We start from the raw sequence: 13,184 nt of genomic DNA on the forward strand, positions 1-13,184 counted from the left end.
TAGCCTGCTCTCGTCGCACTTCAGAGAAAATGGGGAAAAAAATAAAAAAAGTGTAGGGGAAGCGCCAAGCCATTTCGTCTATATAAGTGAAGAAGGATCGAAAGGGGGAGAGTGGAATTCAAGACGATGTGCTAATAGACAAAGTTCAAAACGGCGACGAGCACGCCTTGCGCATGCTAATCGAGAAATACCGCGACTACTTATATAAAACGGTATATTCGATTATCCGGCATGAAAAAGATGCAGAAGATGCGACACAAGAAGTATTGGTTCGAATTTTCCTTTCCCTCTCCCAATACCAATCACAAGGTTTTAAAGCCTGGATTACGCGCATTGCTGTTAATTATGCCATTGATGTGAAGCGTAAAAGGGAACGAAAGCGAGAAGAAGCGCTCGAAGCAACGGAACCAGAAGCTGCTGAAAATGTAGAGCAGCTTGTCATCAAAAAAGCGGAAAAAGAACAAGTGCGGCGAAGGCTGGAGGAGATCCCGCCTAGCTATCGAGAAATTATTTATGCTTATTATATTGAAGAAAAATCATATCAGCAAATTGCCAAAGAGCAAAATATAGCCGTCAAAACGGTGGAAACCAAGCTGTATCGAGCGCGCAATTGGCTCCGAAAGCATTGGAAGGAGGGCGATTTTCAATGAGTCACTATTCAAAAGAGGAATGGCAGCAGTTTATAAGCGATCAACTGACCGAAGCGAAAAGAATCGAAATGGAGGATCATTTGTATACATGTGATCGGTGTTTAGAGATCTATATGGAGCTGATGGAAGAACATGCAGCTTCTTTGCCTTCTCCTTCTACATTCTCTATTTCTGCTGATGAGATTATCGCACAAGTTCGACAGGAGCCGCACCAGCAGCAGGAAAAAGTGGGGCAAAAGCTGCTTCATTACGGTATTGCTGCTGCGATTACGATTACGCTTTTGTCTTCAGGGATTTTTCAATCGATTGCCAATGCTGCCGTAGGCGCAAGCATATCAGAAAAACGGCCGTCCTATGCAGAGCAGCTGATGAACAAAACCATCTCGCTGCTTGATTGTATCCAATTGAATCAAAAGGAGGAACCGCATCGCCGATGAAAAAACATCCACTTGTCGCATTCTTTTTATCGTTCATTCCAGGCGCAGGCCATTTGTATTTAAATAAAAAAGGAAGAGGGGTCTTTTATAGTTTAAGTTTTTTCGCTCCAATTGTACTGGGAGCGGGACTTTTCGTTTTAACAGGTCAGAGAGAGCCGCTTTTGCTCGTGCTGCTTTCATTCATGATCTGGCTAATCAGCATGCTTGACATCATTCGCATTTTGATGCAAAGACAGCCGGTGCATATGGCTGTTCAAGAAGGAGGCAATCAGGACAGTGAGAAATTTTATACGATCTTGTTATCATTCGTTCCAGGGCTTGGCCATTTGCAATTGGGGCTTATGAATCGCGGATTGACACTATTGGTCAGCTTTTTTGGACTCATGATGATGATTTTCTTTGTCGCCGTGCTAACAAACCAAGGGAGCTTTTTAATCTTTTTAGGTATTTTGCCAATCATTTGGATTTACAGCATGTTTGATACGGTTCAGCAGCTTAATCGCAAGCAAAGAGGCGAACCGCTGGCTGATCGCGCCATTTTCGAGGAATTAGAGAACCTTCGTCAGGATGGAAGAAAAAGCAAAACCATCGCCATGCTGCTGTCCATGTTTCCCGGAGCAGGGCATATGTATTTAGGGCTACAAAAGAGGGGACTGCAATTAATGGCCGCTTTTTTGTTAACCATTTATGTGATGGATGTATTAAGGTTATCCGCTTTCTTCTTCCTTATTCCAATTATTTGGTTTTATAGTTTTTTCGATGCGCTGCAAAAAGCGTCAAGCTATGGTGAAAAGGAATTAAAGGATGAACCGATTGTTTCTTATTTTGTTCACCATCAAAAATGGTTGGGGATCGGCTTAGTGTTATTAGGTCTCTATTATTTGTTGGACAGCATTTTTCTCCCAGCCTTTGCATCGAGCCTTTCAGCGCTTTTCCATGTCGATATTTACCCTTTATATCATCAGTTCTTTCAAACGACGGTTGTTTGCCTGCTATTGATCGCTGGAGGAATCAAACTTCTGTTAGGAAGCAAACAAAAAGGAGGGAGAGGATAGAACATGAGAACGTGGCGTGTTGGAACGGTATCGATGGGGGCCTCGCTTATTTTGCTGGGCTTTGCGTTGTTTTTTGCGCAATGGAAGCGAGTGGAGGCGACTGATATTTTTATGGGTTGGTGGCCATTTCTGCTCATATTGCTCGGCCTAGAAATTCTGATCTATCTTTATTTTACAAAACGAGAGAATACATTTGTTAAATATGATCTTTTCAGTATTGTATTTATCGGCCTGCTTGGCTTCTTCGCCATTGCCCTTTTTCTGCTTTCTTCAACAGGTCTATTGGGGGAAATCCGCGCGGCGGCCAGCGGCAAAATGCGCGTCTTTCAGCTGCCAGATGCCCGCCATCAGGTGGCACCGGACATTAAGCGGATTGTTCTGCAAACAGGCACCGACCCTGTTGTGGTCGAAGGGAGCAACGACAAGAGCGTTCATATTTTTGGCACCTATCAATCCGCCTCGTCTCATGATGTGAAAAAACCAGCGGATTATGTTGCGATCCAGTTAACGGGGGACACGATGTATGTGATCATCAAAAGCTTGTCGAAACAGAGGGGATGGTTTTATACAGGAGGAGAATTATCGCCAACTGTCGTTGTACCGGCCCATATCCCTCTTGAAGTGCGCGGCACTCACAACGAAATGCGCGTGGCTCCGCGTCAGCTTGTCGCTGATTGGACGGTTTCAAACGCAAGCAGTGTGGCCGTTGAGGTGGAGAGTAGCGCCAATCTGTTAGTGACGGCAGCCATTCATGGGAGCTTAAAGGATGGCAATGTGGCTTGGAAAAAAGACATTGAAGCTTCTCAACAAGAAACACCTGAACAGCCCACCAAAGGAAGCGTGCAAGTGGGAAAGGGAGAGCATCGCTTGCAGCTGTTTGATATTGAACAGGCTTCTGTACAGGTCATTCATTGAGCAGATGCCTGCTTTCTGATATAATGTTGCGCCGAAGGAATACATCAAAATAGACAAGCGGAAAAATTGCATCTATTTGTTTCTTCCGCTATTATGTTAAATAGTGGAATCGACTAAAACATGAACTAGGATGATGGGATATGAAACGAGCAAGAATCATTTATAATCCTACCTCAGGCCGTGAATTGTTCAGAAAGCATCTGCCCGATGTTTTAATTCGTTTAGAGGAAGCCGGATATGAAACGTCCTGTCATGCGACAACCGGCGCTGGCGATGCCACAGAAGCGGCAAAACAAGCCGTCGAGCGCCGCTTTGATCTTGTCATCGCCGCCGGAGGAGATGGAACGATTCATGAAGTCGTCAATGGGATTGCCAATCAAGACTACCGTCCTCAGCTTGGCATCATTCCGGTTGGAACAACGAACGATTTTGCCCGTGCGATTGGCGTTCCTCGCTCCATTGAAGGAGCCTGTGATGTCATTATCAATGGCGAAGCCGTGCCGATTGACATTGGCTCAGTCATCATTGAAGAAAAAATGCGCTACTTTATTAATATTGCCGGAGGAGGACGCTTGACCGAATTGACGTATGAAGTGCCGAGCAAGCTGAAAACAATGCTGGGCCAGCTCGCCTATTATTTAAAAGGGATCGAAATGCTGCCGTCCATTCGCGCAGCTGAAGCGAGAATTGAGTATGATGGCAAAGTATATGAAGGGGAAATCATGCTGTTTCTCGTTTCCTTGACGAACTCCGTTGGCGGATTTGAAAAGCTTGCTCCTGATTCATCGTTAAATGATGGCATGTTCGATTTAATTATTTTAAAGAAAACGAACCTTGCCGAATTTATTCGTGTGGTTACAATGGCTTCAAGAGGAGAGCATATTAACGATCCGCATTTAATTTATACAAAGGCAAACCGGATTAAGGTGACCACTCCGAATCATATGCAGCTGAATTTAGACGGGGAATACGGCGGCATGCTTCCAGGAGAATTTGTCAACTTGTACCGCCACTTGGAGGTATTTGTCCCGAAGGAAAAAGCAGAGCAAATGAGAGCAGGATTTTGAACGGAAATCCTGTTCTCTTTTTGTGTTCAGCTAGATCGTATGATACAATCAGTGCAGCATGCTCATGTAAAGGAAGTAGGAACGATGGCAAAGATAGAAGCACCAGTGAAAAAAAACGAGTATTATGACGTTGTGTTTGAAGATTTAACACATGATGGCGCGGGAGTTGCGAAAGTCGACGGCTTCCCGATTTTTGTGGCGAACGGGCTGCCGGAAGAACGGGCAAAAATTAAAGTCATTAAAGTGAAAAAAGGCTATGGCTATGGCCGTTTAGTCGAGCTATATCAGCCGAGCCCGGACCGCATCGACGCTCCCTGTGCGATTTATAAACAATGTGGCGGCTGCCAGCTTCAGCATTTAAGCTATGAAGGGCAGTTAAAAGCTAAGCATAAGCATGTTCAAGAAGTGATGACGCGCATCGGAAAAATCACGAATGTGACCATTCATCCTGTACTGGGGATGAAGGACCCATGGCGCTATCGCAACAAAGCTCAAGTTCCGGTTGGCGAGCGCGATGGAGGGCTTGTCGCTGGCTTTTATCAGCAGCGTACCCACGACATTATTGATATGCAAGCATGTCTAATCCAGCAGGAAATGAACGATGTGGTGGTGCAGACGGTCAAAAACATCTGTGAGGCTTATGGAGTCGAGCCGTATGATGAAGCTACGCATCGCGGGACGCTTCGCCATATTATGGCGCGTTATGGGGCGGCAACGAAGGAGGTCATGGTGGTCCTCATTACGCGTACGAAGGAGCTGCCCCATAAAAAGAAAATCGTACAAGCCATTGCGGAACAGGTGCCGAACGTGAAATCTATCATCCAAAACATCAATCCAAAACGCACCAATGTGATTATGGGGGATGAAACGAACGTATTGTGGGGAGCAGAATATATTTATGATGATATTGGCGGCATTCAATTTGCCATTTCCGCCCGCTCCTTCTATCAGGTGAACCCGGAACAAACGAGGGTGTTGTACGAAAAGGCGCTCGAGTACGCGCAATTAACGGGAGAGGAAACGGTGATCGATGCTTATTGCGGCATTGGCACCATCTCGCTTTTCTTGGCCAAAAAGGCGAAAAAAGTGTATGGAGTCGAAATTGTGCCAGAGGCGATTGAAGACGCGAAACGGAACGCTAAGCTCAATGGCATCACCAACGCAGAGTTTGCTGTCGGAGAAGCAGAAACGGTCATTCCGCACTGGTATGAACAAGGCGTACAAGCCGACTGCGTCGTTGTCGATCCGCCGCGCAAAGGATGCGATGAAGCCCTTTTACAAACGATCATCGCCATGAAGCCGAAGCGAGTCGTCTACGTTTCCTGCAACCCGGCAACATTAGCGCGCGATTTGCGCATTCTCGAAGATGGCGGCTACCGAACACTCGAAATCCAGCCTGTCGACATGTTCCCGCATACGAATCATGTGGAGTGTGTGGCGAAATTAACCTTGAAATAAAGGGATTTTACAGAAGGCTAAGTGGCATTTGATCACATTTGTGCCCCTTAGCCGTTTTTCATACTATCAAAAAGTATGGAGAACAAATAGTGGTTTGGTGGTGAGAAGACAAGTTCACCGAGAAGTCTCCCCCCTCTTAACAGAGTATAGTTGGAGAGATTCAAGTTGAATTTTTGTTTCTTTTTATAAAAGGCTCTGTTAAAAAATATTGTTGATATTTGAAACCTTTCCAAATTTATAGTATAATCTCATTAGGAACAAACATTCGGGGATTGGATGGAAAAAAGCTTTTTAAAAAGGAATAAGTCTATCAATGAGGGAAGTGCCATGCTACTCCAACCTCTTCCGTTGGTGGTCGATTAATGAACGAAACGCGGGAACCTCATTCTGTCGTTTTTATTCAACCAACGGAATAATGGAACATTCATTCTAAATTAGAGGGGAATTTTATGGAGAAAAAACGAAAATTAGTATTATTTATTTCAACAAGCTTAGATGGATATATAGCTACGAAAGATGAATCTCTTGATTGGCTATTCCAAGTTGAAGGTGAAGGAGATAACGGTTATTCTGAATTTTATGAAACAGTAGATACGATTTTATTTGGTAAAAGGACCTACGATTGGGTACTGAAACAAGGTATAGAAAAACTCCCATATGAAAACAAAGCATGTTATGTATTTACAAGATCTCCTCTTGAGGATAAAGAAGATGTAAAATTTGTGAATGAAGATGCGGTTCATTTCACCAATAAACTTAAAAATCAAGAAGGAAGAAACATTTGGCTTGTGGGTGGAGGAGAATTGTTACATTCTTTTATAAAAAATCAATTGGTTGATGAATTCATCATTAAAGTCGCCCCTATTTTACTTGGAACAGGAATTCCTCTATTTAGAGAGGGAGATTACCAATTAAACCTGTCGTTGAAAGGTGTCAGGAACTTCAATCAATTCGTTGAACTGCACTATGAAGTTAAAAAGTAAAGGCACACAAACGAAGGGAAGCCTAAAAATGGGGTTTCCCTTTATGAATCGCAATGATCAACACGAAAATGTAACAGAACCTCATAAAAAAGAAAGCACCAAGATAAACTTCTCGGTACTTTTCGCTAGTTTTCTTTTCCTGCGCTTGCTGTAAGTCGCTGATATCTTGCCTCATGTTCAATGGAACGTTTGGAAAGAACGTCTAAAATACGCTCGTGGCGCTCTTGATTTAGCTCGATGTTTTTAACAATTCGATTGGTCTCTAAGATAGCTTGTTGAATGCTTACAAGATCTCCTTTTGTCGCAACCGCAGCAAGATCTCCTTTTGTTGCCAGTTTTGTCTTCATCTGATCAATTTCTGATTGAAGTTCAACTAGTTTCTCAAGAATTTGATTTAATAGCGCTTCCACCATGATCATCCTTTTTTGAAATATTGCGCTGTGTTCTTGCGCTTTATGTACATACACCCTACTCACATTGTTGGTTATTCGTCAATCTTGGGTTTCGACGAATTCGATCGATCGGCGCGGCAGATCAGGTAGCTCTGATTTTGGAAAATCTATATCAGATAGCCGATTGTCGTTCTCATATTGGATACAAAGAATTTTGCAACTTCTTGAGGGCGCTTCCTATCATATCATGAATCTTTCATGGCTATAAATTATTATAAGTGAACAAGTAGATAGATGCAATGTGACATGTTAATTTTGACATAGATCGAGCGTTTGGACTTTTTCTACGGTCGGGCAGACCCATAGCGCCGTTTTATGGAAACGTGGGCGGAGCTGAGGATGGCGTTATTTCCATTTTCGTTGACGAAAAGGCAAGCCTGAATCTGACAAGCTTCGGCAAACTCAAAAATCCTCATTTGTTTTCCTAAAAATGACGTATGAACGAAAGAAAAACTGTCGTCGACCTCCAGTAGCGTTAAAAACCCGGGGGATCGACGACAATTTTCTAACCGCCAGAATTCCTACAGCGATCAGAAAAAGAAGCTATTGCTCGAACTTTGAGATACGTTTATAATGACATTGTATCCATTTTCCAAATGCTGCTTTTATCATTATTTTTGGGGTTTTTATCTTAACTATGAGGGATTGAAACAACGAATTGAAACGCCGCTTGGACGAGACAGAAGTAGTTTTTATCTTAACTATGAGGGATTGAAACTCAAAATTCGGGGAACTAATGAAGACTTTTGAAAAAGTTTTTATCTTAACTATGAGGGATTGAAACGCGCCTGCTCGAAGTTAAGCGCGCAATGGAAGCCGGGTTTTTATCTTAACTATGAGGGATTGAAACAATTCCCAAGCACCAATAATTCATCAGGGATTGATAGCGTTTTTATCTTAACTATGAGGGATTGAAACGACTTAGCGATGACGATAACGTGCCGACAACTCCGTTCGTTTTTATCTTAACTATGAGGGATTGAAACTTCAGCAGTACCATAGGATTTTTCAAACAACTTTTGTTTTTATCTTAACTATGAGGGATTGAAACAATCGATATCTGTCCATTGTAGGGCAGCTGCCTCCCCTGTTTTTATCTTAACTATGAGGGATTGAAACCACATACGATTACGTCATTTCCAAGCGTCCAGACCTCGTTTTTATCTTAACTATGAGGGATTGAAACTAAGCCCATTGTGCGGCTGTTGCTATGAGGATGGCCGTGTTTTTATCTTAACTATGAGGGATTGAAACCTCAACGAAATCAAACAATTTCGCCGACAAATTAGCGTTTTTATCTTAACTATGAGGGATTGAAACTCCCGAACAAATTCTTCCCCTTCTGAGCTAGTCCACTGTTTTTATCTTAACTATGAGGGATTGAAACAAGATTGATACACTGGAAGGAACGATGACCGCTTCTCCGTTTTTATCTTAACTATGAGGGATTGAAACTCATCATCGCATCTATTGCATCTGGCGGCGGAGAGGAGTTTTTATCTTAACTATGAGGGATTGAAACTGAGACGATTCGCACAAAGGAGAAACAAGAGGAAAAGTTTTTATCTTAACTATGAGGGATTGAAACCAGTTTATGGGACGTCTACAGCAAAAAGTGTGGGGCCGTTTTTATCTTAACTATGAGGGATTGAAACAATAGTAGATCTTTTCCTTCTAAGCCTTTTTCTCGAAGTTTTTATCTTAACTATGAGGGATTGAAACATAGAAGGTAAATTTCCTTTTTCGATTTTACTGATGTAAGTTTTTATCTTAACTATGAGGGATTGAAACAAATCTAGATCATACAGGAAAACCGCCTTTGCCGCGTTTTTATCTTAACTACAAGGAATAAAAACATTTTGCACGCACAGTGTTTTTACTGCCATCGACGGCGCGTCAATTATAGGGCTGTGGTGATTGAAATGGCTTTAAGAAAACACATCAGGAAACTTAAGATCAAATTTTATGTTATGCGGTAGATATATGGGGTCTTCCCTCATTACATTTACGTGATGGGGGATAGACCCCATTATTTGTTTATTATCATATAAGCCTCAAGTCTTATTCGAATATACATTTGAGGTCCATTTTGGAACATTCCCTTTTACTGTATTCTTACAATAAGAAAAGGAAGAGTCGCTTGATCTTATTCCATCCAAGTTGTAGATCGAGACAAAATGTCGACTCTGCCATTAAACAATGAAAGGCGACTGAATCATTAGAGCATGTGAAGATTTATCCGTGAGGTTCAGCCGTTTTAAGGGCGCCTGAAAAAGTTGATGGTTCGAAGTAGGGTGAAGAAACTGATGTAAAATTTAATGGGAAAGGAAGGAAAAACATTGGAAAAGAAAATTCCTGTTTTATTAGGTCTTATTGGATTGATTAGCTTATCCCTTATCTTTTGGAATCCAGTTGATTTTAGTTGGTGGCCTTTCGGAAAGCCAAAAAACCAGTCGGTTACATCAGAGGGAATTGATATGATTGAAATGGATATTTCAGGTGTCAGCACAACGATTATTCCGAAACACCGTGAAGACATAAAAGCTGATTTAGATGGAAAGGGAAAACTGACAGTTAAGCGTCAGGGAGATAAAGTGAGTATAAGTGTGGAGCGGAAACGGTTTGGGTGGCCATTTCATAACAAGGCAAAACTGAATCTTTATATCCCTGAAGATTATGATCGAAACATGGTGATAAATCTGGGGTCAGGGAATTTGAGCTTCTCTGGTCATTCAAAAAATAAACCGATGAAACTAGATAAATTACTGTTCGATGTGAGCTCAGGAAACGTCAAACTAAAAAATATATCGGTTCAACGTTTTGAACACGACAGTTCATCGGGGAATGCCGATATCGACTCATTAACGGCAGAATCAGGAACATTTGATATTCGTTCGGGAAATCTCAAGGTGCGGCATTATAGTGGAGCGATTGAGGCCGATTTATCATCTGGAAATGTAAGTATGCAAATGGACGAATTAACAGGGGCTGTGGATATTGAAGTCAGTTCCGGAGGGGTGGATCTTCATCTTCCGAAAAGTGCTGATTTTACTTTAAACGGAAAAACAAGCAGCGGTAATATCACATGTGATTTTCCGTTAACCAAGAAAAAAATAGAGCATAAAAGCATCAAAGGCGTCCATGGATCCGGTGAACATCCTATTGATCTAAATGTATCGAGCGGTCATATAAACATTTATTAAAACAACGGAGAACAATATGAATTTAAGAAAGCAGCCTGATTCCTATCTTTGTGTTTCAGGCTGCTTTTTCAATGATTAACCTGTTTAGAAGCAGCATCGACAAGAACAGACATTGATCAGAATCTTCAACTGAATGGATCTAGATGTTGCGCCTTCTCTTACTTTATAAAAAAATAAGTGACAAAATGTGATTCATAAATCCATTGAATCGCATTTCTAAAAGACTATTTTTGTATTTTTTTGAAAAAAAAGAAGGGATTTTTGAATAAAATGAAGAAAAATTTTTCACATCACTTACTATTGATGGATTATATACAAGTGATAAATGATTTCGCCATCCCATTCATTTGCACATGATCTTGAGCGAACGAGAAGATAGATACCCATTCAATTAAGGAGAATTCGGTTTTTTTTGGCCGAGAACCGAACAACCAGCTGTTTTCAGAGAAATGAATGCGTCTGCAAGCGGCGTTGTTGGATCGTCCGCTCGCCATCCCTGCTTATTAGAGAGGGAAGTATGGCTACATTAATGGAATGGATAGCTAGGAAATCTATAAAAAAGTGAATCGAGAATGCCTTATTTTAAGCTTTTGTGGGTTTTAAAGGGAGGGATGAGACAACATGGGGAATGGATATTTTGTCAGCGAGTTAAAAAGGGCGTTTTTTTCACGAAACACGTTCATTAGTCAACTATTAATTTTCGTCTGCATATTTATCGGCTCTTTCGAGTTTATTTTTCATCCGTACCCAGGTGTAAACGCCATTTATTTATTTATGTACTCACATAGTGAGGGAACGTCAGCCATATTAAGTTTGTTGTTTCCCGTGTTAGTTTCTTTACCGTTTGCTGCTTCTTATGTAACGGATGTTCGCACTGGCTTCATCCACTATATATCTTATCGAATGAGCCGAAAAAAATATTTGTTGATTCGCCTGCTGGTAAACGGACTAGTAAGTGGCTATGTGATTGCATCAAGCCTGCTTGTATCGTTTATCCTCTTTTTACTGATAAAAAAATTTGATGTGTCAGTTGTAGATACTCTAAATATCATAGTCTTGCGCGGAGTATACGAGTATTCGCCGGTTTTATTTGTTTTGATCATGATTTTGAATAGCTTTGTTTGCGGGGTCGTTTTTTCTACTTTAGCGCTTGGCGTATCTACGTTTATTCATAATCAGTATTTAACCATTGTTTTTCCTTTTGCTTTTTATATCCTTTCTGGAACTTTGTTATTTCAAATCAACAAATTCCTCAATTCTGCTATGTTATTTGATTTAGAGTATGATCCTGATTTAAAGATTTCATACGTCGCACTTTACGATTTGATATTGCTAATCATAGGAGTTGCACTATTTTTTATAGGAGCTGCCAAACATGCGGAGTAATTTGAGCATTAGATTGCTTAATATTCTTTATAGCGGCAAGTTTGTTTATACGATTCTATTGTTCCTCATTATCATTAGTCTATTTCGTTTTCATTCTTTTTTAATGTATAAAGAGGAAAAAAATGTTTTCGATTTATTATTGTTTTCATTTCATGATTTTTTCCATGTATTCTTTCTCTTATCATTAATTTATTTAGTGAGTATCTTTCCTTTCACCACTTTTCGTTCGTTTGATCAGTACGCAATGATTAAATTCGCCAGCCGCGCCAAATGGTTTTACACTTCTGTTATCAGTATGGGCATGGCAACCTTATTATTTGTTTTAGCGTCGGCTTTCATTTGCCTCCTTGAATCATTGTTGACATTGAAATTTGAAAATAGGTGGAGTGAATATGGGGCGGCCGTATATGACTTCCTATTAAAATATAACGATATAAAGCCGGCGACGTTGGTGTTATTTAGTCTACTTCTTGTTTATTTATTTTTTCTAACATTGGGAATCACTTTTTTTGTGGCTAACTTAATCGTCCGAAATAATGTCATTAGCTTTATCATCACGCTCGGCTTTAATGTGATTAGCATCGTTATATATTTAAGTAAAATCACTTTCTTTTATCCGTTTACATTCACTTATCATGTTTTAGTAGGAAAAATGGGGAGCTCATTTTATAGTCACTTTGTCCAGTCCATAATCTATTGGGGAACGGTTTTGACCCTATTATTGTTTATAGGAGTATCGCGGGTGAAAAAGATGGACTTTAGTTGGAGGCAATCATGAAATACTTACGTCTTTTAAGGTATTTTCTTCGCATTTTGTTGTATAAAAGAAATATGATAATCATCCTTTTAACTTTTGTGGTTTTTCATTTTGTGTCATTCAATTTTTATAATTGGCAAAATGCTGGACCTGCTTCTCTTTTAATAACATTTTACTATGGACCTGCTTATTTTAATTTCGATTTGTTAAGATGGTTGCTACATCAAACGCCGATATATGTTTTATGTGGGAATTTTTTAAACAAACAACTTAATGAAAACAACCTTTGGATACTTCCAAGAGCAGGTCATTTTTCTTTATGGTTAAATGGGATGATTTCAGCTAATTTTATATTTATCGTGATTTATTATTCGATAGGGTATTCCATTTCCATACTATTATCATACCTGATAAATGGCGGAAAAAGCATGAGTGCTAGTTTAGATGATATTCCTTTGTTGAACACTTATACTCCTCTAAAACTCATGTTATTTCAATTTGTTTTACTGATCTTGTTGACTTTTTTCATTATGTTAATGAGTCATGTGGTTTCGATATTGGCTAACAATTCAATAGCAGGCTTTAGCATCTCTGTTATGTTTATTTTCATATCAGTAGGTTTACTACAAAGTTCACCATATGTGAATAAATGGCTGCCGTTTTCACAGGGCGTTCTTGCAGCGAGAAACGTAGAGGTCTCTCCGTTTGCGTGGTCATTGAGTTACTATTTCTTTGTAATTTTTATGATTATAATACTCGTTCATTATATATGCTATAAACGCATGGACAGTCTATTACATAAGAATACGCTATAAGGTGGG

Annotated in this window: 12 protein-coding genes and 1 CRISPR repeat array; of the genes, 11 read left to right on the forward strand and 1 reads right to left on the reverse strand. The window is 40.4% G+C overall.

Going from position 1 to position 13,184, the window contains the following annotated elements; translation table 11 throughout:
* Positions 1–128 precede the first annotated feature (128 nt).
* The 7 genes from GRQ40_RS02235 (at position 129) to GRQ40_RS02265 (ending at position 6,565) form a co-directional block, all read left to right on the forward strand.
* Complete coding sequence (locus tag GRQ40_RS02235; protein ID WP_231734688.1) at positions 129–650, forward strand: RNA polymerase sigma factor; 522 nt, start codon at positions 129–131, stop codon at positions 648–650.
* Positions 647–1,087 (forward strand): anti-sigma factor, encoded by a 441-nt coding sequence (locus GRQ40_RS02240; protein ID WP_080859846.1) that lies wholly within the window; start codon positions 647–649, stop codon positions 1,085–1,087. The genes GRQ40_RS02235 and GRQ40_RS02240 overlap by 4 nt, the downstream gene beginning before the upstream one ends.
* A complete protein-coding gene (locus tag GRQ40_RS02245) occupies positions 1,084–2,142 on the forward strand; it encodes a hypothetical protein (RefSeq protein ID WP_159719285.1) in 1,059 nt (352 codons plus the stop codon). Before GRQ40_RS02240 ends, GRQ40_RS02245 begins: the two co-directional genes overlap by 4 nt.
* A gap of 3 nt (positions 2,143–2,145) precedes the next feature.
* Entirely contained in the window at positions 2,146–3,057 is a 912-nt protein-coding gene (locus GRQ40_RS02250; RefSeq protein ID WP_066151090.1) for a hypothetical protein, read from the forward strand.
* Between the two features lie 140 nt (positions 3,058–3,197).
* A complete protein-coding gene (locus tag GRQ40_RS02255; protein WP_066151093.1) occupies positions 3,198–4,124 on the forward strand; it encodes a diacylglycerol kinase in 927 nt (308 codons plus the stop codon).
* Positions 4,125–4,208: 84 nt separating this feature from the next.
* A complete protein-coding gene (gene rlmD, locus GRQ40_RS02260; RefSeq protein ID WP_159719286.1) occupies positions 4,209–5,582 on the forward strand; it encodes a 23S rRNA (uracil(1939)-C(5))-methyltransferase RlmD in 1,374 nt (457 codons plus the stop codon).
* 449 nt (positions 5,583–6,031) lie between these two features.
* Complete coding sequence (locus GRQ40_RS02265; protein WP_159719287.1) at positions 6,032–6,565, forward strand: dihydrofolate reductase family protein; 534 nt, start codon at positions 6,032–6,034, stop codon at positions 6,563–6,565.
* Positions 6,566–6,690: 125 nt separating this feature from the next.
* Here the strand turns inward: GRQ40_RS02265 and GRQ40_RS02270 are convergent, their stop codons facing one another.
* Entirely contained in the window at positions 6,691–6,978 is a 288-nt protein-coding gene (locus GRQ40_RS02270) for a hypothetical protein (protein ID WP_159719288.1), read from the reverse strand.
* A 661-nt stretch (positions 6,979–7,639) separates the two neighbouring features.
* Positions 7,640–8,873: a CRISPR direct-repeat array (repeat unit 30 nt; unit sequence GTTTTTATCTTAACTATGAGGGATTGAAAC).
* A gap of 483 nt (positions 8,874–9,356) precedes the next feature.
* On the opposite strand from GRQ40_RS02270, the gene GRQ40_RS02275 reads away from it, so the two are divergent.
* The 4 genes from GRQ40_RS02275 (at position 9,357) to GRQ40_RS02290 (ending at position 13,178) form a co-directional block, all read left to right on the forward strand.
* Positions 9,357–10,220, forward strand: coding sequence for a LiaG family protein (locus tag GRQ40_RS02275; protein WP_052660998.1), 864 nt, complete (start codon positions 9,357–9,359; stop codon positions 10,218–10,220).
* Positions 10,221–10,841: 621 nt separating this feature from the next.
* Positions 10,842–11,606 carry a hypothetical protein gene (locus tag GRQ40_RS02280; RefSeq protein WP_066151103.1) on the forward strand — a complete coding sequence of 255 codons (765 nt, stop codon included), beginning with the start codon at positions 10,842–10,844 and terminating at the stop codon, positions 11,604–11,606.
* Positions 11,596–12,384: a hypothetical protein gene (locus GRQ40_RS02285; protein WP_066151107.1), complete on the forward strand. Its 789-nt coding sequence runs from the start codon at positions 11,596–11,598 to the stop codon at positions 12,382–12,384. The genes GRQ40_RS02280 and GRQ40_RS02285 overlap by 11 nt, the downstream gene beginning before the upstream one ends.
* Positions 12,381–13,178, forward strand: coding sequence for a hypothetical protein (locus GRQ40_RS02290; RefSeq protein WP_066151110.1), 798 nt, complete (start codon positions 12,381–12,383; stop codon positions 13,176–13,178). Before GRQ40_RS02285 ends, GRQ40_RS02290 begins: the two co-directional genes overlap by 4 nt.
* The last annotated feature ends 6 nt before the right edge of the window (positions 13,179–13,184 follow it).

This window comes from Anoxybacillus sp. PDR2 (assembly GCF_009834045.1).
Classification (GTDB): Bacteria; Bacillota; Bacilli; order Bacillales; family Anoxybacillaceae; genus Anoxybacteroides; species Anoxybacteroides rupiense.

What these genes read in the sequence shown, in the direction of transcription:
- GRQ40_RS02280 (WP_066151103.1), top strand. Translation starts at nt 10,842, where the DNA reads ATGGGGAATGGATATTTTGTCAGCGAGTTAAAAAGGGCGTTTTTTTCA.
- GRQ40_RS02290 (WP_066151110.1), top strand. Translation starts at nt 12,381, where the DNA reads ATGAAATACTTACGTCTTTTAAGGTATTTTCTTCGCATTTTGTTGTAT.
- rlmD (WP_159719286.1), top strand. Translation starts at nt 4,209, where the DNA reads ATGGCAAAGATAGAAGCACCAGTGAAAAAAAACGAGTATTATGACGTT.
- GRQ40_RS02255 (WP_066151093.1), top strand. Translation starts at nt 3,198, where the DNA reads ATGAAACGAGCAAGAATCATTTATAATCCTACCTCAGGCCGTGAATTG.
- GRQ40_RS02270 (WP_159719288.1), bottom strand. Translation starts at nt 6,978, where the DNA reads ATGGTGGAAGCGCTATTAAATCAAATTCTTGAGAAACTAGTTGAACTT.
- GRQ40_RS02240 (WP_080859846.1), top strand. Translation starts at nt 647, where the DNA reads ATGAGTCACTATTCAAAAGAGGAATGGCAGCAGTTTATAAGCGATCAA.
- GRQ40_RS02245 (WP_159719285.1), top strand. Translation starts at nt 1,084, where the DNA reads ATGAAAAAACATCCACTTGTCGCATTCTTTTTATCGTTCATTCCAGGC.
- GRQ40_RS02265 (WP_159719287.1), top strand. Translation starts at nt 6,032, where the DNA reads ATGGAGAAAAAACGAAAATTAGTATTATTTATTTCAACAAGCTTAGAT.
- GRQ40_RS02250 (WP_066151090.1), top strand. Translation starts at nt 2,146, where the DNA reads ATGAGAACGTGGCGTGTTGGAACGGTATCGATGGGGGCCTCGCTTATT.
- GRQ40_RS02285 (WP_066151107.1), top strand. Translation starts at nt 11,596, where the DNA reads ATGCGGAGTAATTTGAGCATTAGATTGCTTAATATTCTTTATAGCGGC.